General features: G+C 57.0%; 19 protein-coding genes. 5 read left to right on the top strand and 14 right to left on the bottom strand.

What is annotated here, in order from left to right:
* Positions 1–20: 20 nt before the first annotated feature.
* Positions 21–434: an ACT domain-containing protein gene (locus BLV81_RS02205; protein WP_143036247.1), complete on the bottom strand. Its 414-nt coding sequence runs from the start codon at positions 432–434 to the stop codon at positions 21–23.
* A 145-nt stretch (positions 435–579) separates the two neighbouring features.
* Here BLV81_RS02205 and BLV81_RS02200 point away from each other — a divergent pair, with 145 nt between their 5' ends.
* Positions 580–1,056 carry a YbhB/YbcL family Raf kinase inhibitor-like protein gene (locus BLV81_RS02200; protein WP_092351968.1) on the top strand — a complete coding sequence of 159 codons (477 nt, stop codon included), beginning with the start codon at positions 580–582 and terminating at the stop codon, positions 1,054–1,056.
* 85 nt (positions 1,057–1,141) lie between these two features.
* On the opposite strand, the gene BLV81_RS02195 is transcribed toward BLV81_RS02200, so the two are convergent.
* Both BLV81_RS02195 and BLV81_RS02190 read right to left on the bottom strand, forming a co-directional pair.
* The gene (locus BLV81_RS02195) at positions 1,142–3,112 is read right to left on the bottom strand and encodes a hypothetical protein (protein WP_092351966.1); all 1,971 of its coding nucleotides are present in this window, start codon (positions 3,110–3,112) and stop codon (positions 1,142–1,144) included.
* 455 nt (positions 3,113–3,567) lie between these two features.
* Positions 3,568–4,632 (bottom strand): proline dehydrogenase family protein, encoded by a 1,065-nt coding sequence (locus BLV81_RS02190; RefSeq protein WP_255364873.1) that lies wholly within the window; start codon positions 4,630–4,632, stop codon positions 3,568–3,570.
* Positions 4,633–5,000: 368 nt separating this feature from the next.
* Between BLV81_RS02190 and BLV81_RS02185 the strand changes: the two genes are divergently transcribed.
* The gene (locus tag BLV81_RS02185) at positions 5,001–6,479 is read left to right on the top strand and encodes a sensor histidine kinase (protein WP_255364872.1); all 1,479 of its coding nucleotides are present in this window, start codon (positions 5,001–5,003) and stop codon (positions 6,477–6,479) included.
* 51 nt (positions 6,480–6,530) lie between these two features.
* Here BLV81_RS02185 and BLV81_RS02180 read toward each other — a convergent pair whose 3' ends face one another.
* The 8 genes from BLV81_RS02180 to cyoA form a co-directional block, all read right to left on the bottom strand.
* Complete coding sequence (locus BLV81_RS02180; protein WP_092351962.1) at positions 6,531–7,019, bottom strand: acyl-CoA thioesterase; 489 nt, start codon at positions 7,017–7,019, stop codon at positions 6,531–6,533.
* A 224-nt stretch (positions 7,020–7,243) separates the two neighbouring features.
* The gene (locus BLV81_RS02175) at positions 7,244–7,780 is read right to left on the bottom strand and encodes a response regulator transcription factor (protein WP_092351960.1); all 537 of its coding nucleotides are present in this window, start codon (positions 7,778–7,780) and stop codon (positions 7,244–7,246) included.
* A complete protein-coding gene (locus BLV81_RS02170) occupies positions 7,770–9,119 on the bottom strand; it encodes an ATP-binding protein (RefSeq protein ID WP_092352333.1) in 1,350 nt (449 codons plus the stop codon). Before BLV81_RS02170 ends, BLV81_RS02175 begins: the two co-directional genes overlap by 11 nt.
* Positions 9,109–9,960, bottom strand: coding sequence for an SURF1 family protein (locus BLV81_RS02165; protein WP_092351958.1), 852 nt, complete (start codon positions 9,958–9,960; stop codon positions 9,109–9,111). The genes BLV81_RS02170 and BLV81_RS02165 overlap by 11 nt, the downstream gene beginning before the upstream one ends.
* Positions 9,957–10,448 (bottom strand): cytochrome o ubiquinol oxidase subunit IV, encoded by a 492-nt coding sequence (gene cyoD, locus BLV81_RS02160; RefSeq protein ID WP_092351956.1) that lies wholly within the window; start codon positions 10,446–10,448, stop codon positions 9,957–9,959. The genes BLV81_RS02165 and cyoD overlap by 4 nt, the downstream gene beginning before the upstream one ends.
* On the bottom strand, positions 10,445–11,089 hold the full coding sequence (gene cyoC / locus BLV81_RS02155) for a cytochrome o ubiquinol oxidase subunit III (protein WP_092351954.1): 645 nt from the start codon (positions 11,087–11,089) through the stop codon (positions 10,445–10,447). Before cyoC ends, cyoD begins: the two co-directional genes overlap by 4 nt.
* The gene (cyoB, locus tag BLV81_RS02150; protein WP_092351952.1) at positions 11,082–13,085 is read right to left on the bottom strand and encodes a cytochrome o ubiquinol oxidase subunit I; all 2,004 of its coding nucleotides are present in this window, start codon (positions 13,083–13,085) and stop codon (positions 11,082–11,084) included. The genes cyoC and cyoB overlap by 8 nt, the downstream gene beginning before the upstream one ends.
* A gap of 108 nt (positions 13,086–13,193) precedes the next feature.
* A complete protein-coding gene (gene cyoA, locus BLV81_RS02145) occupies positions 13,194–14,132 on the bottom strand; it encodes a ubiquinol oxidase subunit II (protein WP_092351950.1) in 939 nt (312 codons plus the stop codon).
* A 223-nt stretch (positions 14,133–14,355) separates the two neighbouring features.
* Here cyoA and BLV81_RS02140 point away from each other — a divergent pair, with 223 nt between their 5' ends.
* Complete coding sequence (locus BLV81_RS02140; RefSeq protein WP_092352331.1) at positions 14,356–15,705, top strand: MFS transporter; 1,350 nt, start codon at positions 14,356–14,358, stop codon at positions 15,703–15,705.
* A gap of 228 nt (positions 15,706–15,933) precedes the next feature.
* Here the strand turns inward: BLV81_RS02140 and BLV81_RS02135 are convergent, their stop codons facing one another.
* On the bottom strand, positions 15,934–16,284 hold the full coding sequence (locus BLV81_RS02135; protein WP_092351948.1) for a hypothetical protein: 351 nt from the start codon (positions 16,282–16,284) through the stop codon (positions 15,934–15,936).
* Positions 16,285–16,674: 390 nt separating this feature from the next.
* Between BLV81_RS02135 and BLV81_RS02130 the strand changes: the two genes are divergently transcribed.
* Positions 16,675–17,409, top strand: coding sequence for an SDR family oxidoreductase (locus tag BLV81_RS02130; protein WP_092351946.1), 735 nt, complete (start codon positions 16,675–16,677; stop codon positions 17,407–17,409).
* Positions 17,410–17,493: 84 nt separating this feature from the next.
* Here the strand turns inward: BLV81_RS02130 and cysC are convergent, their stop codons facing one another.
* Positions 17,494–18,090: an adenylyl-sulfate kinase gene (cysC, locus tag BLV81_RS02125; RefSeq protein WP_218134236.1), complete on the bottom strand. Its 597-nt coding sequence runs from the start codon at positions 18,088–18,090 to the stop codon at positions 17,494–17,496.
* A 170-nt stretch (positions 18,091–18,260) separates the two neighbouring features.
* Between cysC and BLV81_RS02120 the strand changes: the two genes are divergently transcribed.
* Positions 18,261–19,082 carry a sulfotransferase family protein gene (locus tag BLV81_RS02120; RefSeq protein ID WP_092351942.1) on the top strand — a complete coding sequence of 274 codons (822 nt, stop codon included), beginning with the start codon at positions 18,261–18,263 and terminating at the stop codon, positions 19,080–19,082.
* A 4-nt stretch (positions 19,083–19,086) separates the two neighbouring features.
* Here BLV81_RS02120 and BLV81_RS02115 read toward each other — a convergent pair whose 3' ends face one another.
* Positions 19,087–20,757, bottom strand: a complete 1,671-nt coding sequence (locus tag BLV81_RS02115) for a ShlB/FhaC/HecB family hemolysin secretion/activation protein (RefSeq protein WP_092351940.1) — start codon at positions 20,755–20,757, stop codon at positions 19,087–19,089.
* Positions 20,758–20,770: the final 13 nt, after the last annotated feature.

The raw sequence follows: 20,770 nt of genomic DNA, 5'->3' as shown, positions 1-20,770 counted from the left end.
AACGATCTGCGCTTCCGCGTTCATTTTGCGCCTAGCAGTTTGGCCGCCTTTGCGACGTTTTTCGGCTTCACCCAAAACAGCGCGCCGTACCGACCGCCACCACCGACCACAGCATCCATCGCGGTCACCTTTATGCCGGCATCGGCGAGTTTCTGCAGCCCTTCCAGCAGTGCTCCGACACGATCCATGCCCTGCAGCAGGAAACCGGTCTTTTTGGGATTCATGTCCCAGCCCGCCTTCTTGGCGACTGCGACAAATTTCTTCGTATCTTCGGGGACAAAATCCACCTGGGCCCGCTTGCCGCGCGGAAAACCGGTAAACGCAAGCAGGTTCACGCCGCCGTCAGCCAGAGCAGAAAGCACCTTGGCGCCCTCGCCCGCCTTGTTGGAAATCGCCATTGAAAAATAGGTAACCTTGCGTATGGAATCAGCCATTTTTTTCTCCTTGTTGTCTTCGCAGTCATTCGCCAACGAATATTCAGAAATGATTATTCAATTCAGGCTTAGCAAAGATTAAGATGAATAGCAAGGCGTTCTTTGAACCAATCGGCACTACCATCCCGTCCGGAGAGGCGAAACCATGATCATGATGCTGAATTCTCCCGCGTTTTCACATGACGGCGCGATTCCCAGGCGCTACACCTGCGAGGGCGAGGATATATCTCCCGAGCTGGTATGGAGCGGGGCGCCGCCGGCGACCCGCAGTCTGGCCCTGATCGTCGACGACCCTGATGCGCCCGATCCGGCGGCGCCGCAAACCACCTGGGTGCATTGGGTGCTCTACAACATCCCGCCTGAGGCGGACGGACTCGAGGCAGCGGTTCCGGAAGCGAAACTGCCGGCCGGCACCAAGGATGGCTTGAACGACTGGAATCGCACCGGCTACGGCGGCCCCTGCCCGCCGATCGGACGCCATCGCTATTTCCATAAGCTGTACGCCCTGGACGTCGTACTTCCAGACCTCGAAAAACCGACCAAGGCGATGCTGGAAAAAGCCATGGCGGGCCATATCATCGCCAGCGCCACGCTAATCGGCAGCTACCAGAAGGCAAACTAAGAAATGGGGGCCGTCGATGATGATCGCCACGAAAAAACGGCTCCAGGTATGGAGCCGTCATTCATGCGAACTATCGAGTCAGGCTTCAGGGCTCAATACGGCTGATGCGAGTTGCCCAGTTAGTCAGGGCGACGCGGCTCCCGTTGCAACTGAACAGCGCTGCTGGATCAGTGTATTGCGCCAGCGTGCAAGCATGCCCGATGTATTCATTGGCTAGCCAGATATCGTCGCCGTCAACCGCTGCCGCGCCGTAATCGCCCCAGCGGCTGCGCGGCGTCCCAAAGGCGTTATAAGAGCCGAATTCATCGTCAGGCCCGAGGCCGTTTGCAATGACCTTGACCAGTTCGCCTCGATGACCATGGTCGCGGTTGAAATGAATATAACCCGCACTCGGATAGTGATCTGCTCCGACCACGGTAAAGCCGATCACTCCTTTGCCGTTAGGCAATGCAGCGATGGCCGGCCGCGTCACGCTGTTGCCGGCAATCGCTAGTTGGCCTTGCTTGATGACCGATGCGCTAACGAGATTCGGTGACACAGACGGATTCAACACGTAATAGGCAATCCCTGTCTGTTCTGCGCCGGCGACATTGACGGCGGTATCGAGTGCGCCATACAAACGGTTGCCGGTGAAAAATACCTGTTGCATGCGCGAATCGTTGGGATCAATCGCCGCCAGAGTTTCCGGCAGTGTCGGCTGGACTGCGGTCAAATAGTTCCAACATCCAACGCCGGCTGGCGTCACCATGCTGCGGTCGTTCAGGCAATCTCTCAGAGGGGCGCTTCCCGGTTTCTGCGGAATCGCAGGCGGCACCCCATAGGCATCTACGTTGACGACGTTGTGCACGAGTGTCAGCGCAGGCGTTGTACCGTTCAGCGATTTGGTATTGCCAACGGCCCACACCCGCAGGCGATTATCGTTGCCGGAATTGCTAAATACCGCGACCGAACTCAAGAGGTATTCGGTGCCTTGGTTGCTCCGTTCAAAATCACCGGCCGGAGACACTGCCGGCCATACGGTGAAACCCGGATTGCCCTCGAGTAGATAATCAGCGGTGTCCAGCTGTACCACTTGAATCGAGGTACTACCGCTGATCAGCGCCTTTTTCGATATCGCATAGATTTGCGCACTGTTGAATCCGCCGGAAAACGGGAATTCGTTGGTTGTCAGGTAGATGCCGTGCGCGTCGGCGCCGATGTGCGGGTAGTCGCCCAGGCATGGGCAGTTTGGATGTTGCGGCGAGCCCTGGGTGCCGTCGTCCTGCACTGCAATCTTGTACACGGTCCAGCTCCCGAGCGGATCTGCTGACGAGCTGACAGCCAGGTCAAGATGATTGCTGCCGGTTTGCGCGCCCGTAGCGGGATCGGTGTCCAGCGTCAAGACCAGGTGGAACCAGCGTTTCACTTCCGGATCGAAATAACAGGCCGGGTCGGTAATCGAGGGGCCGAAAACTCGTGGATTGACCTGCCGGTTGATTGCCGGCGCATATCCATAAAACGCGTTGAGCGCGATATCTCCGCTTAACGCGACGCCTTTACGATTATAGATTTTCATGACGTCATTCAGCGATTCCATGACGTAGCCGTTGCCGGCGCAGAGTCCCTGATCCGGCGGCTCTATCGAAAACTGGTTGCCGTTGCTGGCAAGCCGCTGGTTGCGCGAATTTTCGCCGTCAAAACTGAGTTGCACACGCCGGTCGGGCTCATCTTTGCCCAATGCTTCGGCCCACTCGCCTTTCCCCTGCGCCTTGGCGATACTGCGGTTTATCTTGAACTTCGCTACGCGCGCGAGCACGCCGGCGGTGCTTTGCGTTCCTTTTATTCCAGCTGCGCCTGTCGTGCCTGCTGCAGTGGGACCGTCGGCGAGATTAGGGACGTTCGAAAATGTCGGCGATGTTTCGGGTGACGACAAACCATCGACACCGACGGTGGTGCTTGGGATTTTGACTGTGCCGCTGCTGCTTATTTGCCTTGTGATGGTGGTGCCGAAAGCCGAGCCTATGGTGAAACAGGCGAAGCTGAGAATTAATCCAAATCTACTAAAATTCCGATTCATTTTCTTCTCCAAAAATTGTCATTTTTGAGCCTCTTCAGGGTAAAGAAAAAACCTTACTTTGCAGACCGCAGCTCCTCAGTCAAAAGATGATTTTTCTAAAAAATCCTGTAACCGCCTTTTTGCTGCGTTAAATCAAGATCAACCCTGTTCGAGAAATGTTTTTATAGATAATCTTTTTTCCTCGGGATCAGTGATGAATTGTGACGGGCAATAATTGCCGTGCGGAAATTATATATACATTCCTTCGCGACGCAGCATATATTTTTGAGTGTTAAATAAACAAGAACTTTGATTGGCCGAAGCAGCGCGCGCGCTTCTCGCGCGACAGGGAATGGCTCTGACATAAGAGCCATTTTTTATAGCCTGTCCAACTTTGGAGATGTGATTACCTTGCCGCTCAAAATGCTACCGGCAACTCTGAGTCAGCCGGTCGATTTGAACCATAAGGATATTTGCTATCGCGCTGGCCGCGGGTACATCGGCGGCGCCATGATGTCCACGAGCGCCTGATAGAGCCGTATAGGCTCTTCCGCGATCCGGTTTAACACGTACAGAAAATATTCTTCGCCATAGACGGCGTATTCACGCGTTGGAAAACCACGCCTCTGCAAGTCATCTAATTGCTCAGTGCCGAGACCGATCAGAGATTCGAATTCGTAGTGGCGCCGGCCAAACAGATTTTGCTGCATGATTAAATTCGTGAGATCTTCTTGAATCGAGCGATCATGTGTGGCAATCGAACATTTGTGTCCGCTAGTCAGCAACTCGGCTGCGAAGCGCCTGTAGCAAGCGGCCAGTTCAGGGCTGTTGCGCTCGTAGGCAATATGCGCAGGCTCAAGAAAAGCGCCCTTCACCAGCCGGATACGGCCTGGATATTTCATCAGTTTTGGTAAATCTTGCGCACTGCGATGCAGCTTGGCCGGCACCGTGATGCCGACGTTGGCCAGTCCTGGATCTGCATGCAGGCGGGCATAAGTATGATAAATGTTATCGGCGCGGTCGGACCCTTCCATCGAAATCATGACCTCGCAACCGCTTGCCGCTGCAACGCGGGCAATTTTCCTGGCGTTGAGAAAACCGAGTTCGGGATCGATCACGGAACCGATGTGGGACAGATCGAGTGAAACCGAGCAATTCAAATCTCCCTCGCTGATGGCGCCAATCAACGCAAGAAAAACTTCCGTTTCCGCATTAGCCCTGCTCTCATCACGGCAACTCTCTCCCATATACTCGGCAGATGCAGCATGGCCACGCGCATTGATCTGGCTTACGCGTCCCAGTGCATCTGGCGTTGTCTGGCCGGCGACGTAGCGCCGGGCGACACGATGCATGAATGGCCGTAGCATCGGATCGCTACAAAATCGGGCCTTGGCTTCTTCATCCAATGCCAGTTCGCGCAGCACATTGGCGGCCTGCTCGACCAATGCTTGCCACTCCAGGGGAAACGCCGGTTTATTACTGTTCGTCATAGTTGATAGTCGATAATCGATAGTTGAGGCGATTGGTGAAACACGCGTCATGAAATTCCGCCTGAAACTGCGGCTCCTTGTTTCCAGGAAATCATTCTAAAGATTCGATGTGAGGCGGCAAAACCAGTAATTTTCCGTGCTTCTGCTAATTTTTCTCACATTGCCAAGGATGCCACGGCGCATGGCGCGAAATTGGGGCCGTTTGGCATTGGTAGTTATAATCATTGGGTAAAAATGCCATTTATGCTATTTGAGTGATATATTTCCGTACTGCAACTTATTGTTTGGGTAAGGAACAGCATAATTTGCGCATATTTGCGTATATTTATCCCGGCCAGACTTGGAACGGCGTTATAAGTTATGGAGTAAGCAACTTTCATCTATTTCTTCACGTGGATACCTACCCTTAAATATTGCCAATGTACTCAATACTGCCCGCCTTGGTCGCATCCGTTTTTCTGGGTTACGGCCTGTACGTACTTTGTACGCAAGGCTTTACCCGCATCGGCATCAGCTTTTCCGTGCTGTGTCTCATTTCTGCGTTTTGGCAGGGAACCTGGGCTGTGCTGTTCCAGGTTCACACGCCAGGCCTGGCGATGTTCCTGATCAAATTCGGCTATCTCCTGATCCTGTTCTTGCCGACCAGCCTCTATCATTTTCTGACGGAAGTCTCGGATCGCCCGAATGAACGCCATCTGGTCTATCTGTCATATGGGATAGCCTCGGTCCTGGCGCTTTTCCTGATCGGAAGCGACCTCTTCGTTGCCGGCTTCTATGAATATTTTTGGGGATACTATCCGAAGGCAGGTCCCCTCCATCCGATTCATGTGCTGCAAACCGTGGTGGTGGTGTGCCGCGGCCTCTATATCACCCTTCTGCAGCAAAAAACTGCGCCGCCGATTAAGCGCATCAGGCTGCGCTTGTGTATCGCCGGCATATTTACTTATTTTTTTGCAGCCGTCGATTATCTGTGTAACTACGGGTTCGAGTTTTATCCGCCTGGCGTGTTGTTCATCGCCGTCAGCCTTGGCATCATCACGGTGGCAATTGTCAAGTACGGCTTGTTCAATCCAATGGCGATTGCCGCCAGCGTCGCCCACGAGATGCGTACGCCGCTGCTCTCGATCCGCAATCAGGCGCAAGGAATCCATAAATATATCCCGACACTTCTCGATAGCTACCAACTGGCGATTGCCAACAATCTTTGCGCCCCCTCTTTACCGCCGTTTGCCTTGAACTATCTTGCCACCATAGGCAAAACGCTTACCCATGAAGTGGATCGGACCAGCGCGGTACTCGACATGATGCTGGCCTCCATCAAAATGGACCAGATCGACAAAACCTCATTTGCCCAGCACGGCATGGGACATTGCCTGAACGAGGCGATTGAACGCTACACCTATGATCGCCAGGACCGGGAACGCATCATTGTCAGCGTTACAGAAGATCAGGAATTTCGATTTTACGGCTCGGATACCTTGCTGATACTGGTACTGTTCAATTTGCTGAAAAATGCCCTGTACGCGATCAAGGTTGCCGGCAAGGGAGAGATCCAGATATGGGCGGTGCGAGGGCCTACCGTCAATCGTTTGTATTTCAGGGATACCGGAACCGGGATTGCCGGAGACGCGCTGCCGAATATTTTTGATGGATTTTTTACGACCAAACAAAGCGGCGGCACCGGTGTCGGGCTCACTTTCTGCCACCGCGTGATGGCGTCTTTCAGTGGCCGCATACGCTGCGATTCCATTGCCGGTCAATATACGACATTTACTCTCGAATTTCCGAAGGTGGAAAATGCTCCGGACGAGCCGCTTGCCTCAGCTGCTTCAGCGCCTTCGGCACCGCTGCGACAAACGGAAGAAAGTAAAGTGCACTCTCCTCCGCATGTTCTTTAGTTCAGCTCAAGCATTTGCCAAACAAGAGATTACTCCCTTCGTTCGCGCCCTTCATTCGACTTCGTATTCCCGGATTTTTTCAAGAATGTGCTCAGGCAAGCGCGTGATTCTCTTTTCCTTGTTGGCGAAAACTATTTGCTGATGGCCCTTCGCAACAAGTTTGCCATCTACAAGAAATCGGAACAACAATGAAAACGAACATTGCTTGATAGCGAAAGTGTTGACTTCGCACGCAATCTTTTGAAATGCAAATGTCTCGCACACATACTCCTGTTGCGCCTCCTTGGTAATGAAAACACCAAGCGATTGCAACATGTCGGCAGAAATGCACTCGAAAAACCAACGTTCGCGGCAGATCCCTTGCCATTCAAAATGCCGGGCAAAATAGATATTCCCGGTGGCATTCGAGTCTTTCAGGTAAACATCGATCGAATGGTGGAAGGTTTTTGGCAGGCCGGGCCGTAAGACGATAAACGGCAGCGGGGTAACTTCTGCTTTGTTTTCTTTGGCGACCGGATGCTGGGACAGGATAGCTGACATGATGGAACTCCATAAGCAAATAGAAAAATGGCTGAAATGAACAGCCGCTATTGCCGCCTCGTCTCTTCCAAGTCCGAGGAAGCAGCTTATAGTGTTGATCAAGTTCTATTACTTGCAAGCAATAGACCGTAAATACGCGTAAATTGCAGCGAAAACCACGTCAACAAGGGAACAGTCGATATGCAGTCATCGCCGTTCCGGTGCATGAGCTTTGTCTGTTGCAGTTATTTGATGCGCTGCTTCTCCAACTTGCGCGCCAGCGTGCGCCTGTGCATCCCCAGGCGCCGCGCGGTCTCGGAAATATTGAAACCGGTTTCCACCAGTACTTCATGGATGCGTTCCCATTCGAGGGTCTTGATCGACGTCGAGCGATTGCTCAGTTCGATCTCGCCAATCCCGGCTACATGGCCGAAAGCAGCCTCGATATCATCGGTATTGGACGGCTTGGCCAGATATTGGCAAGCGCCAAGCTTGATGGCCTCAACCGCCGTGTTGATGCTGGCGAAACCGGTCAGCACCACGATCAGCATGGCGGGATCATGCTGATGCAGCATCTGGACGCAAGCTAGTCCGGAGGTGCTGTCGTTGAGCTTGAGGTCGACTACTGCGTAGCCCGGCGAATGCTGGCGTAGCAGCGCGGCAGCCTCACCCAGATTCGTCGCCAGCAACACGGTATAGTCGCGGCGCTCGAATGAGCGGCCGAGCGTGCGGGCGAAGGTCGCGTCGTCTTCGATGATCAACAGCAGACGATCAGTCGCCATGCGGGGTTTCCTCTTCAAGGCTGATCGCCGCCAGAGGCAGGGTAAGCTGGACCAGCGCTCCGCCCTGCTCCCGATTGCGGGCGGTCACGGTGCCGCCCAGTTTGCGGGCGACATTGACGACGAAAAACAGGCCCAGGCCACTGCCGGGGCGCCCCTTGTTCGACTGATAGGGTTTGCCTATCTGCGCCAGCATCGCGGGAGCAAAACCGGGGCCGGCGTCGGTCACCACCAAGGTCAGCGCATCGGCTTCCCGGCTCGCTTCCAGGCTTACCCATTGCGGCGATGCTTCGAGCGCATTGTCGAGCACATTGCAGATCATCTGCTTGAGGGCGGAATCGAAGGCTACCGGCATATCTTGCTCTATCCGGTTTTCATAGGCAAACGAGACAGTCGGCCGGGTCGCGCACCACTCCTTGGCCAGATCGTTCAAAAAAGTGCTGATGGTGGTCTTCACGGACGATTCGCCACGCGCCTCGCCGGCCGACAGCAGAATGCCGCTGACAATGCTCTTGCAGCGCTGCAGCTGGGCCTGCATTTCACTGATCTCTTCCAGTAATTCGCTATTCTTGCTGAACTCCGGCATGCGTCGCCAGTCGCCCAGGATCACGGACAAGGTAGCTAGCGGGGTGCCGAGTTCGTGCGCAGCGCCCGAAGCCAGCAGGCCCATGCGGACGATATGATCTTCCTCCGCCGCGCGCTGGCGCAAATCGGCCAGCTGGGCGTCGCCGGCCCGCAGGTTGCGGCCGATGCGGGTAATGAAGAACACCAGCAGAGCCGCGTTCAGTACGAAGCAAATCAGCAAGCCCTCGACATACAGGCTGGACAAGACGCTGCCATGATCGGACGGCAATGCCAAGGGATCGGAAAACAGCGACAAACCGGCCAGGCAGGCGCTGGTGATGGCAACGATGATCCAGGTCGACCAGGTTTCCAGCAATACGGCGCTGAGAATCACTTGCAGCAGATAGAGGAAGGCGAAAGGATTGGAGGTTCCTCCGCTCAAAAACAGCTGGGCGGTCAGGATGCCGACATCGACCAGCAGCGCCAGGAACAATTCGCCGTTGCTTGCCACCCGCCGTTCATGCCAGCGCAGATGGCTGGCGATGTTGAAGGCCACCAGACAGGCCAGCACCTTCAGCATGTCCGGCAGCGGCAGCTGAATGCCAAAGCCGAGGATGACGATAGCGATAGTCGTGATCTGCCCGATCACGGCGATCCAGCGCAGTTGGATCAGCTGCAGCATATTCTTGTGGCCGGCGGCATTTTCAACCCCGGCCGCCACCGTGCCGCGGCGTTTCAAGTCCTCGGTCTTTGCAAGAATATCAATTTTACTTGCCATCTTCACTTTCACGGTCGATACCATCAGTATTGGCGGCGGCGCTGCGCCGCGAATTCCTTTCCTCGCGGCCAACCCAAAAACAGGCGCCCGCCGCCATCAAGGCAAGAGCATACCAAGTGAGAGCATAAACCAGATGATTATTGTGAAAGGCAATCACCGTTAAACCGCCGATCGGGTACTGTTGCCCCTTAGCCTGAGGGCTGACGCCGGCTTCAGTTACGCCCTTCGCGTCCGCATCCACGAAATAAGGTGCCGTCTGCGTCAGGCCACGTGCCGCTGCGATGGCTTGCACATCGCGTGAATACCAGCGGTCAGCGGCAGGATCATTGTGGCGCAGGAAGCCGCCGCCAGGCTCGCTCATGCGCAGGAGTCCTGTAACTACCTCGACACCGCTATCCGCAGCGTCATGGCGATCGTTTTCCTTGGTGGAGATGAAGCCGCGATTGACCAGAACCACGCTGCCGTCTGCACTGCGCAGCGGCGTCAGCAGCCAGAAGCCGCTGCCAAGTTCGGTAACAGCCTGGACCCGCGCCGTGAGCCCATACAGGAAAGTACCTGTGAGCCGGACGCGCCGATATTCGTCGGCGCCGGCATTGATGTGCTGCCAGCGTTCGGGGCCGGGAGCGGCAACGGCTGGCGCGCGTACTCTTTGCTCAACCCGCTCGATGAGATCGAGCTTCCATTGCAGGCGCTTGAGCTGCCAGCTGCCTAGCCCGGCAAACAGCAGCCCGCCGCAGATGGCCAGCAACAGCAGCACGGTTGCGGAGCGGGAGCGAGGCTGGAGCGTAGCAGTTGCGGCGCCCTTGCCGTCCGTCACCGTGCCGTGCTGCGGCCGCTTCATTGCATCTTCATATTGTGCATATTGTGCACATCTTCCATGCTGCGCGCGCCGTGCGTGTCGGGCATGTCGTGCATCGACTCCGGCACGACTTCCGTCGAGTCCGGCATCATGCCCGGCATCATGTTGTGGTTCAGGTGGTACATCACCCATAACGAACCGCTCAGCATGATGAACACCAGCATGATCGTGAAGATCAGCGCCAGCATCGACCAGCCGCCTTCGGATTTAGTGTTCATGTGCAGGAAATACACCATATGCACAACGATCTGCACCGCAGCGAAGCCCAGCAGAACCAGTCCCGTAGTGCTGGACTTGTCGATGACTTTACCCATCACCAGCCAGAAAGGAATGGCCGTCAGAATGACTGCCAGGATGAAACCGGTGGTGTAGCTTTTCAGACTGCCGTGATCGGCATGCGTGTGGCCGTGATGACCGTCGTGGCCGTGGCCGACGACGCGGGCCGGATGTTCTTGATGTCCGCCGCTCATGGCAAAACTCCCATCAGATAGACAAAGGTGAAGACGCCGATCCAGACCACGTCCAGAAAGTGCCAGAACATGGACAGGCACATCAGGCGCCGGCCGTTCTCAGGGGTAAGTCCATGACGCTTGACCTGGAACATCAGCGTGATCAGCCAGATGATGCCAAAGGTGACGTGCAAGCCGTGCGTTGCCACCAGCGCGAAGAACGAGGTCAGGAAGCCGCTGCGTTGCGGTCCCGCGCCTTCATGGATCAGGTGTGCGAATTCAAACAGCTCGATGCCGATAAAGCAAGCGCCGAACAAGCCGGTCACTGCCAGCCAGGCCAGGGTAGCGCCCTTGCGCTTGCGCTGCATCTCCAGCATGGCGAAACCATAGGTGATCGACGACAGCAGCAACAGCGTGGTGTTGACTGCCACCAGCGGCAGGTCGAACAGTTCGGCGCCGGTCGGGCCGCCGGCATAGTTGCGGCCAAGTACGGCATAGGTCGCAAACAGGCAGGCGAACACCAGGCAATCGCTCATCAGGTAGAGCCAGAAGCCGAGCAAGGTGCCGTTTTCCGGGTGATGCTCGCGCACGAAAAAGCGCGCACTCAGGGAGCTTGAGTCAGCGCTCATGGCGCCGGCGGAAGTTTGTGTAATCTTAGACATGGCTACCCAGCAAGCGTGTGCGTTGACCCTCGGTACGGACGACTTCGTCCGCCGAGATGTAGTAATCGCGGTTGTAATTGAAGGTGTGGATGATGACCGCGGCCACCATTGCCGCAAAGCCGAGGCCGGCCACCAGCCACATTTGCCAGATCAGGGCGAAACCGCAGGCTGCGGCAAGCGCGGCGATGATGAAGCCGGCACTGGTGTTCTTCGGCATGTGGATGGCGGTAAAGCCATCTTGCGGCCGGGCGTAACCCTGGCTCTTCATGTCGTGCCAGGCGTCGTTGTCATGCACCATCGGCGTGAACGCAAAGTTGTAGTCTGGCGGCGGCGACGAGGTCGACCATTCCAGGGTGCGCGCACCCCATGGATCGCCGGTGTGGTCGCGCAGCGCTTCACGATTGCGATAGCTGACGATCAGCTGCACCACGAACGCGGCGATGCCGAGGGCGATCAATACCGCGCCAACCGCTGCGATCTGGAACCAGATCTGCAGCGACGGATCTTCGAAGTGGCCCAGGCGGCGTGTTACACCCATCAAACCGAGCACGTACAGCGGCATGAAGGCGACGTAGAAACCGATAGTCCAGAACCAGAAGCAGCACTTGCCCCAGAAATCATCCAGCTTGTAGCCGAACGCTTTCGGGAACCAGAAATTGATGCCCGCAAACATGCCGAACAGCACGCCGCCGATGATCACGTTATGGAAGTGGGCGATCAGGAACAGGCTGTTATGCAAGACGAAGTCGGCCGGCGGCACTGCCAGCAGCACGCCGGTCATGCCGCCGATGACGAAGGTGATCATGAAGCCGATAGTCCACAGCATCGGCACTTCGAAACGGATGCGGCCGCGATACATGGTGAACAGCCAGTTGAAAATCTTGGCGCCGGTCGGGATCGAAATGATCATCGTCGTGATGCCGAAGAAGGAATTGACGCTGGCGCCGGAACCCATGGTGAAGAAGTGATGCAGCCACACCAGGTAGGACAGGATGGTGATCACCACGGTGGCGTAGACCATCGAGGTATAACCGAAGATGCGCTTGCTGCTGAACGTCGAAACGACTTCCGAGAAAATGCCGAACGCCGGCAGGATCAGGATGTAAACTTCGGGGTGGCCCCAGATCCAGATCAGGTTGACATACATCATGGCGTTGCCGCCCATGTCATTGGTAAAGAAATTGGTGCCGAAGATACGATCCAGCGACAACATGGCGAGCACCGCAGTCAGCACCGGGAAAGCCGCCACGATCAGCACGTTGGTGCACAAGGCGGTCCAGGTGAATACCGGCATCTTCATCATGTTCATGCCCGGTGCGCGCATCTTGACGATGGTCGCAATCAGGTTGATGCCGGACAGCAGCGTCCCTACCCCGGCAATCTGCAACGCCCAGATATAGTAATCGACCCCCACATCCGGACTGGCGAGAATGCCCGACAGCGGCGGATACGCCAGCCAGCCGGTACGCGCAAATTCACCGACGAACAAGGAAGCCATGACCAGGCCGCCGCCGAAGGTGGTCATCCAGAAACTGAAGTTGTTCAGGAATGGGAATGCGACGTCGCGCGCGCCGATCTGCAGCGGCACGACGTAGTTCATCAGGCCGGTAACCAATGGCATGGCGACGAAGAAGATCATGATCACGCCGTGCGCGGTGAAGATCTGGTCGTAATGATGCGGCGGCAGGAAGCCGGCCGAATCGCCGAAAGCGAACGCCTGCTGGGCGCGCATCATCAAGGCGTCGGCGAAGCCGCGCAGCAGCATCACCAGCCCGAGTATGCAGTACATGATGCCGATCTTCTTGTGGTCGATGCTGGTGAACCAGTCGCGCCATAAAGTGCCCCACAGGCGGAAATGCGTCAGCGCCCAAAGCACTGCGATGCCGCCGATGGCTACCATGGCGAAGGTCGCCAGCAGGATCGGTTCGTGATAGGGAATGGCTTCCCAGGTGAGACGGCCGAAGATCAGCCTGGTCAGATCAATATTGTCTAGCATCGTTACTTTCCGGTGAAAAAGGGAAACGCGGCGCCCACCGCGCATTCAGCACATGCTGCAGCGCCGCCGCAGGCAGCACCGAGCGCTGCCTGCGCATATTGCAAGCGATTAGTCATTGTGCTTCGTCATGTTCGTCATCTGATGGCCGCCGTCGGCAGCCATCATTTTGTCCATGCACGTCTGGCCTGGCTCGATGCAGCGATTGACGATGGCGTGATACAGGCTTGGGTCGACCGCGCCGTAGTAGCGTACCGGCTCCTTCGCGCTTGGTTGCTCGAGTTGCAGGTAGTCGGCCCGATCCAGTTTGCGGCTTGCCGCCTTGGTGGTTTGCACCCAATGCTCGAAATTCTCCGGAGTCATGCCGTGGAATTTGAACTTCATGTCCGAGAACCCGGCGCCGCTGTAGTTGGCCGAGAAACCATCGTACTCGCCCGGCCGGTTGATCACCGCGTTCAGGGAAGTCTGCATGCCCGGCATGGCGTAGATCTGGCCGGCCAGCGCAGGAATGTAGAAGGAATTCATGATGGCGGATGAGGTGATCTTGAAACGGATCGGCATATCGACCGGCGCCGCCAGTTCATTAACGGTAGCGATGCCCTGTTCTGGATAGATGAACAGCCACTTCCAGTCCAGCGCCACCACTTCCACCGTGAGCGTCTTGGCGTCGGCGGGAATCGGACGATCCGCATCCAGGCGCGATATCGGCCGGTACGGGTCAAGGGTGTGGGTGCTGATCCAGGTCAGCAGGCCGAGAGCGATGATGATGAGCAGCGGCGCGCCCCAGATCACCAGTTCCAGCTGGGTCGAGTGATCCCAGTCCGGTTCGTAGCGTGCTGCAGTGTTATTTTTGCGGTAGCGCCAGGCAAACCATATCGTCAGCGCAATCACCGGAACGATGATCAGAAGCATCAGAATGGTGGAGACCACGATGAGGCGGCCCTGCTGCGAGGCGATGTCGCCGGATGGATTCATCACCACAGTGTTGCAACCAGCCAACAAAACAAGGAGAAGGAGGAGCAATCCGCGCCGAAATATGTGAGAAACCATAGGGGAAAAGTACCGTCAAAGCTATCAGATCGTGATAATGTACACTGGCTGGTATGCGTTGGCGATTGGACGTTTTGTCCTACCCTTGCCAGTGCGGGGCTTCGAGGGTAATGGAGCTTAAAAGTTTCATTATTTGCGGGGACTGCACTTCATCATCGGGAAGGGTTCGACACGGCCGGTTGGCAAGGCCATTAATAGAAACCTAATAAGAGACAATATTATGATGACGAGCACCCATAGCCATAATGGCGAAGTTTCCGCTAATTTCTCGTCGCATTCGACCGTCAGTAATGCGCGAAACGCCAAATCAGACCATGCAAAAATCGCCCCGGGCGAGATCGCTATCGGCGTAGTTATCGGCCGTGCGTCTGAATATTTCGACTTTTTCGTCTACGCAATGGCCTCGGTGCTGGTGTTTCCCTCTGTTTTCTTCCCGTTCGAGCAGCAGCTGGAAGGCACGCTTTACGCCTTCGTGATTTTTTCCTTTGCCTTCCTTGCAAGACCTTTTGGCACCGTGCTGTTCATGGCGATCCAACAACGCCTCGGGCGCGAGGTCAAGCTTACCGCGGCGCTCTTCATTCTAGGTATTTCCACGGCCGGCATCGCCTTCCTGCCGACCTTCCAGCACCTGGGCTTCGCCTCTATCGTCCTGCTGTCGCTGTTGCGCATCGGCCAAGGCATAGCGCTGGGCGGCTCCTGGGATGGCCTGCCCTCGCTGCTGGCGCTGAATGCACCGCAGAACCGGCGCGGCTGGTACGCCATGCTGGGCCAGCTGGGCGCGCCGGTCGGCTTCATGATCGCCGGCGGCCTGTTCGCCTACCTGATATCGAACCTGAGCACGGAAGACTTCCTCGACTGGGGCTGGCGCTATCCGTTCTACGTGGCGTTCGCCATCAACGTCGTGGCGCTGTTCGCCCGCTTGCGCCTGGTGTCGACCCCTGAGTATGCCCACCTGCTCGACGAACGCGAACTGGAACCGACCAATGCGCTGGAAATGACGCGTTCGCAAGGCCGCAATGTCATCATCGGCGCCCTGGCCGCCTTGGCCAGCTACGCCCTGTTCCACCTGGTCACCGTGTTCCCGCTGTCATGGATCAGCCTGTATTCGATGCGTTCGGTGAGCGACTTCCTGATCATCCAGGTCATTGGCGCGGCTCTGATGGCGCTCGGCGTGATCGCTTCCGGCTTGATTGCCGACCGTTTCGGCCGGCGCACCACTCTTGGCACCTGCGCTTTGCTGATCGCGGTGCTGAGCGCCTTTGTGCCGTCCTTGATGAATGGCGGCGATTTTGGCCAAAATGCGTTCATCCTGCTCGGCTTCAGCTTGCTTGGACTGTCCTACGGCCAGGCAGCCGGCGCCGTCACCGCCAACTTCCCTGCAAAATACCGCTATACCGGCGCCGCCCTCACCTCCGACCTGTCCTGGCTGGTCGGCGCGGGCTTTGCACCACTGGTGGCGCTTGGCCTTTCAGCGCATTTCGGTCTGGCCTATGTCAGCTTCTACCTGCTGTCAGGCGCGGCTTGCTCGTTGGCTGCACTCAGCCTTAATCGCGCCCTGGAAATCCGCGACTAGTTGGAGCCCGCCATCCGGCATCGCGAAGCGGGTCAGTGTCCAGGCACTGACCCGCTTCGGTTTCGACGACAGGCAGCGGAGATCGACGTCAGTGCTGCGGCATTGGCGCTTGTCTGGCGCAATGCAGAACGCTGCCTCGTACCAACGGCATTATTTCACGAAGTAAAAATCTGACAGGATTTGACCGGGATAGAACCGCTCAATGACGGGATGATGACGCAGATTTGATCAGGCGATCCATTTAGACAGCACGGTAAAAGCGCCAAGAGTGCATACAACGATGCTGCCTAGCTTGACAGTTAAGCGCAGTTCCAATTTTTCAAGCTTGGCGTCAATGCGCGTCTCCATCGCTTGCATATCTTTGCGCACACCATCAACATCACGCCTCACATCACCTACATCGCGCCTCACATCGTCAACGTCACGTTTTACGTCGACAATGTCACGTTTGGTCGCGACATCAGCCGCCTCATGCGAATCGCGAACAGCATCAGAAAGCGCTTCGGCCTGCGAAAAAGGGACGCCCGCAGCCTCCAGTGTCTTTACAAATTTCAAGGTATCGAATGTCACGGTTGCCATGCTAGCTCCTGTCCTGACGACTTTATCAGACTACCTAACTGACCTGATGAAGCCTATAAGGCATTAACCTAACTGATACGTAGAGTGGGCGCCTAATTGCGCCCATCTGGAGTCTACGCACCGACCCGCTTAGGCTTCGACGGCAAACCGCCGAGAGCGATGCATCTGGCAGCCATCCGGACAGCAGCCCCGGCGGTTTTCGGAAACCACGCTCGGTTCCCATCAGATTTATTGTTGATTATTTTTGAAAAGTATTGGCAATTTACGCTGCTTTATCCATAAAAAACAAACGGGCATGATGTACTCACCGCCCGGCAAACTGATATCCAGGAGCACAAGGGTGGTTCAGGCAACATTCTGCAACACTCAAGCAACTTCAAGGAGCATCAAATGAACCAGCAAAAAGTAGCCATCGTCACCGGGTCTTCACGCGGCATCGGCGCAGCAGTCGCGCAACGCCTGGCCGCCGACGGCTTTGCCGTGATCATCAACTATTCCGGCAGCGCAGCCGCCGCCGAAACGCTGGCGCAGCAACTGTTGCAACAAGGCCGCCAGGCAATGGCGGTGCAGGCCGATGTCAGCGACCCGGCAGCCGTGCGCGCCCTGTTCGATGCCGCGGAACGGACATTCGGCGGCGTCGACGTACTGGTCAACAACGCCGGCATCATGGTCAATGCGAGCATAGGCGAAACCGATGACGCCAGTTTCGACCGCCAGGTCGCCATCAATCTCAAGGGCAGTTTCAACACGCTGCGCGAAGCAGCCAAACGGCTACGCAACGGCGGCCGTATCATCAATTTCTCGTCCAGCGTGGTCGGCATGCTGCAACCAACTTATGGCGTGTACGCCGCCACCAAGGCTGCGGTGGAAGCCATGACCAGCGTTCTTGCCAAGGAGCTGCGCGGCAAAAATATCACTGTCAATGCCGTGGCGCCCGGGCCGACTGCGACGGATCTGTTCCTCAACGGCAAACCGCAAGAACTGGTCGAGCGCCTGTCCAAGCTGGCGCCGCTTGAGCGCCTGGGCCAGCCGCAGGATATCGCCGCCGCTGTCGCCTTCCTGGCCGGCGCCGACGGCGGCTGGATCAACGGCCAGATCCTGCGCGCCAACGGCGGCATCATCTGATCGCCTGGACCGCAATCAACGATTAGCAGATTCATTTTCGATATCGGCGAAAGGAAAACCTCATGAAACAATCTACAAAGCACGCTATGAAGCAAGCGGCACATTGCGCACTACGTACGCCACAAGCTTGGTCACGCTCGCGGCGATACCTTCGCGAGCGGTGTCGATAGCAAGTTGCGGCTGCTCCGGTATCTCATATGGCGCGCTGACACCGGTAAACTCTCGCAATTCGCCGCAGCGCGCTTTCTTGTATAGGCCCTTGGGATCTCGCGATTCGCAGGTCGCCAGGTCGGCAGAAACATGTATTTCGTGAAACGCGTCGCCGCAGGATTGCCGGGCGCGTGCGCGATCGGCACGATACGGTGAAATGAAAGCGGTAATGCAGATCAGGCCGGCATCCGCAAACAATGCGGCGACCTCGCCCACGCGCCGGATGTTTTCTGTCCGGTGCTCCGGGCTGAAACCGAGATTTGCATTCAGGCCGTTGCGTATATTGTCGCCATCGAGTACGTAACAGGAGTATCCCAGCTCCGTCAGCGCCTGTTCAAGCGCCATGGCAAGCGAGGATTTGCCTGACGCAGATAATCCAGTCAGCCACATGACCGCGCCGCGGTGGCCATAGTGCGCAGCACGCTGCGATGCATTCAAGGCATGCGGTACCGCAGTCAGGTTTTTTTTCATTGAAAACTCCATGCAATACAGTGCGCTTCGATGGCGGCGCATCAGCAGCTTATATGATACGCGGCGTACGGTATATCAATGGCCAAACAGTGGTTACATTGATGCAGGATGCGGTAATATCTGACGAACAGTCCAGCAGTCATTCAATTTGAAAGCAAAGGGCATTTCTGATGATTCCAGCATTCGTCGGCGTAACAGGCTTACCCAGGGCAGGTTCCACGCTGCTGTGTCAGCTATTGGGCCAGCATCCGGAAATTCATTGCGAAGGACAGAGTTCCCCTCTGTGTAATACCTTGCTGGGAATCCGGCGCATGATCAGCGACGATTCTTTCTTCCTGTCGCAGCTGGATAATCAATTCGAGCAAAGCTATGCCCACCTGACGTCGGCGATGCAGGGTTTTCTGCGCGGCTGGCATCATGATTGCAACAAGAAGGCCGTGGTGGACAAGAACCGCGCATGGCTGCACGCGATAGAACTGCTGCTGCATGTCGAGCCGAACGCCAAGCTGATCGTGTGCCTGCGCGAACTGGGACAAATTTACGGATCGATAGAAGCGCAGCACCAGCGTACGATCCTGGTCGATTTCATCGATCACCTGGCAGATTTCGACCGCTTCGGGCGCGCCGACATGCTGTTCGCCAAAGACAAGGCCATCGGCGCTCCGTTAATCTCCTTGCATGCGGTTCCCGATTTGCCGAAACATGTGCAGGATCGCCTGTATTTCATTCGGTTTGAAGACTTGATGGAACGGCCGTCGGCGTGTATGGCGAATGTCTATTCCTGGCTAGGATTATCGCCCTTCGAAATCGATCCCGATCGCCTGCAGATAGGCATCCAGGAAAGCGACAGTCATTACCACATGAAATACAGCCACAAACAGGCGCGGCAGATAAGCAAGCCGAAACGGCATGACATCCCGCCGCGCATACAGGCGCAAATCGAAACTGCCTGCTCCTGGTTTTACCAGCTGTACTATCCGCAGAAGATGTAAGTCCCTAGAACGCCTTGCCGATTTCAGCCCAGGCGCGCACTGACTTATTGTCGCCGATCAGTCGCGGCGTAGAACCGAACGGCGCCGCAACATAGAGCTTGGCATGCCACTGGTCCGGCCCGGCCCAATTCATGCCGACGCCGGCTCCGCTCAGCGTCGCGCTATTGTCGCCCGGCAGCCACGGATTTTTGTTGACCGTCACGCGTTCGCTGTCGACGAAAGCCAGCACTTGCCAGCGCCCGCTCGCGAACTGGCCGAGCTCGTGCCGCAGTTCGACCGAACCGAAGACCCCCGTATCGCCGGACAGCACGCCGATGTCATAGGCGCGCACCGTGTAAGGACCGCCCGCGACCATCTTTTCCGCGGGATCCAGGTTGCCGTTTGTCCATTGGCCGGCTAGCGCGAAATACAGGGATTCGCTCTGGCTCAGATTTTGCAATTGCGCCAGATTGCCGTTCCATTTCGTGTAGCTGCCCTGTGTTTTCGCGGTGACAGAATCGGACAGTTCCGCGGCCCGGTCGTCGAAGCCGACACGTCCCGCGGTAACGCCGATATTCCAGGTGCCGATGCCGCCGGCCAGAACGCCGTTGCGCCAGTCGCCGTTCAGACTCGCGCTCCAGTTATCCAGATGGCGGTCGGTCTTGATGCTGCTGACGCCGATGCGGTCGTTCAGTTGTTTGCGATCGTACTGGATCTGGCTGTACAAGTTGGCCTCGCGCGTGCGCATGAACGGGTGTTTGACCCATATGCTCGCTACCTGTGCGGTGCCGTGCGCATCCAGCGCGCCAAGGGTGTCGCCGAGGATGTAATGCAAGGCCGAATAGGAGCCGCCCATGCGCGTACCCAGGCCGTTGAGCAGGATTTCATAGGCAATGCTGCCGTAATTCATGTCTCTGCCGCTAGTCAGGGCGCCGATGCTGATGACGTCGCCATGGTGCAGCGGATTGAAGATATTCACGGCAGCGCCGAGGCGAGCCCGGCCGGTATAGCGATTGCCAAAATTGTCCACCATGACATTGCCGGCGACCTGTGCCGTCGGGTCGGCTTGCACCTGCAGGTCGGAAGTGCCAACTGCTTCACCCGGTTTGAGGACCGCGCTGACAGCGACGCCCGGAATGTCCGAGGCCAGCAGCAGCGTGCGATCGAGCCCGGCCTGGGCGACCACTTGCCCGGCCTGCAAAGGAGACAAGGTTTGCTGCAGCAAGGCGTCGCTCACCCGGCTGCGGTTATCAAGCTTGATCTGACCGTAACGGGCCTCGATCACCATCACCTTCACCACGCCGCCTTGAACGGTCTGGGCCGGGATGATGGCGCGCGCCAGCGGGTAGCCGTGGCTATGGTAATAATCGGTGATGCGCGCAACCACTTCGCTGAGTTGGGCCAGAGTGAGGTTCTTGCCCTCGGCGTCGGCCACCAGCGCATGCAGGGTTGCCGTATCGAACGCGGTATTGCCGGACAGCTGTATGCTGGTGACGCTGAACGCCGCACCTGCCGGCTGCTGGGCGCCGCCCTCCCGTTCGATGGTCAGGCCGGTTCCCGTCGACGAGGGAAGCGCCGGCTTGAGCGGCTGGATCTGCTGCAGTATCGAGCCGGCACCGGGCGGAGTCACCTGATCGGCCGCAAAAGCAGCGAAGGATGGATAGCTGAGCAGCATGGCTGCGATGATCGGCTTCATTGGATATAGGTAC

This window comes from Collimonas sp. OK242 (genome assembly GCF_900107095.1).
In the GTDB taxonomy this organism is placed as follows: Bacteria; Pseudomonadota; Gammaproteobacteria; order Burkholderiales; family Burkholderiaceae_D; genus Collimonas.
This window is presented reverse-complemented; position numbering and strand designations above follow the sequence as displayed.

What these genes read in the sequence shown, in the direction of transcription:
- BLV81_RS02205 (WP_143036247.1), bottom strand. Translation starts at nt 434, where the DNA reads ATGGCTGATTCCATACGCAAGGTTACCTATTTTTCAATGGCGATTTCC.
- BLV81_RS02190 (WP_255364873.1), bottom strand. Translation starts at nt 4,632, where the DNA reads ATGACGCGTGTTTCACCAATCGCCTCAACTATCGATTATCGACTATCA.
- BLV81_RS02115 (WP_092351940.1), bottom strand. Translation starts at nt 20,757, where the DNA reads ATGAAGCCGATCATCGCAGCCATGCTGCTCAGCTATCCATCCTTCGCT.
- cyoD (WP_092351956.1), bottom strand. Translation starts at nt 10,448, where the DNA reads ATGAGCGGCGGACATCAAGAACATCCGGCCCGCGTCGTCGGCCACGGC.
- BLV81_RS02130 (WP_092351946.1), top strand. Translation starts at nt 16,675, where the DNA reads ATGAACCAGCAAAAAGTAGCCATCGTCACCGGGTCTTCACGCGGCATC.
- BLV81_RS02120 (WP_092351942.1), top strand. Translation starts at nt 18,261, where the DNA reads ATGATTCCAGCATTCGTCGGCGTAACAGGCTTACCCAGGGCAGGTTCC.
- cyoA (WP_092351950.1), bottom strand. Translation starts at nt 14,132, where the DNA reads ATGGTTTCTCACATATTTCGGCGCGGATTGCTCCTCCTTCTCCTTGTT.
- cyoC (WP_092351954.1), bottom strand. Translation starts at nt 11,089, where the DNA reads ATGTCTAAGATTACACAAACTTCCGCCGGCGCCATGAGCGCTGACTCA.
- BLV81_RS02195 (WP_092351966.1), bottom strand. Translation starts at nt 3,112, where the DNA reads ATGAATCGGAATTTTAGTAGATTTGGATTAATTCTCAGCTTCGCCTGT.
- BLV81_RS02185 (WP_255364872.1), top strand. Translation starts at nt 5,001, where the DNA reads ATGTACTCAATACTGCCCGCCTTGGTCGCATCCGTTTTTCTGGGTTAC.
- cyoB (WP_092351952.1), bottom strand. Translation starts at nt 13,085, where the DNA reads ATGCTAGACAATATTGATCTGACCAGGCTGATCTTCGGCCGTCTCACC.
- BLV81_RS02180 (WP_092351962.1), bottom strand. Translation starts at nt 7,019, where the DNA reads ATGTCAGCTATCCTGTCCCAGCATCCGGTCGCCAAAGAAAACAAAGCA.
- BLV81_RS02165 (WP_092351958.1), bottom strand. Translation starts at nt 9,960, where the DNA reads ATGAAGCGGCCGCAGCACGGCACGGTGACGGACGGCAAGGGCGCCGCA.
- BLV81_RS02170 (WP_092352333.1), bottom strand. Translation starts at nt 9,119, where the DNA reads ATGGCAAGTAAAATTGATATTCTTGCAAAGACCGAGGACTTGAAACGC.
- BLV81_RS02135 (WP_092351948.1), bottom strand. Translation starts at nt 16,284, where the DNA reads ATGGCAACCGTGACATTCGATACCTTGAAATTTGTAAAGACACTGGAG.
- cysC (WP_218134236.1), bottom strand. Translation starts at nt 18,090, where the DNA reads ATGAAAAAAAACCTGACTGCGGTACCGCATGCCTTGAATGCATCGCAG.
- BLV81_RS02200 (WP_092351968.1), top strand. Translation starts at nt 580, where the DNA reads ATGATCATGATGCTGAATTCTCCCGCGTTTTCACATGACGGCGCGATT.
- BLV81_RS02140 (WP_092352331.1), top strand. Translation starts at nt 14,356, where the DNA reads ATGACGAGCACCCATAGCCATAATGGCGAAGTTTCCGCTAATTTCTCG.
- BLV81_RS02175 (WP_092351960.1), bottom strand. Translation starts at nt 7,780, where the DNA reads ATGGCGACTGATCGTCTGCTGTTGATCATCGAAGACGACGCGACCTTC.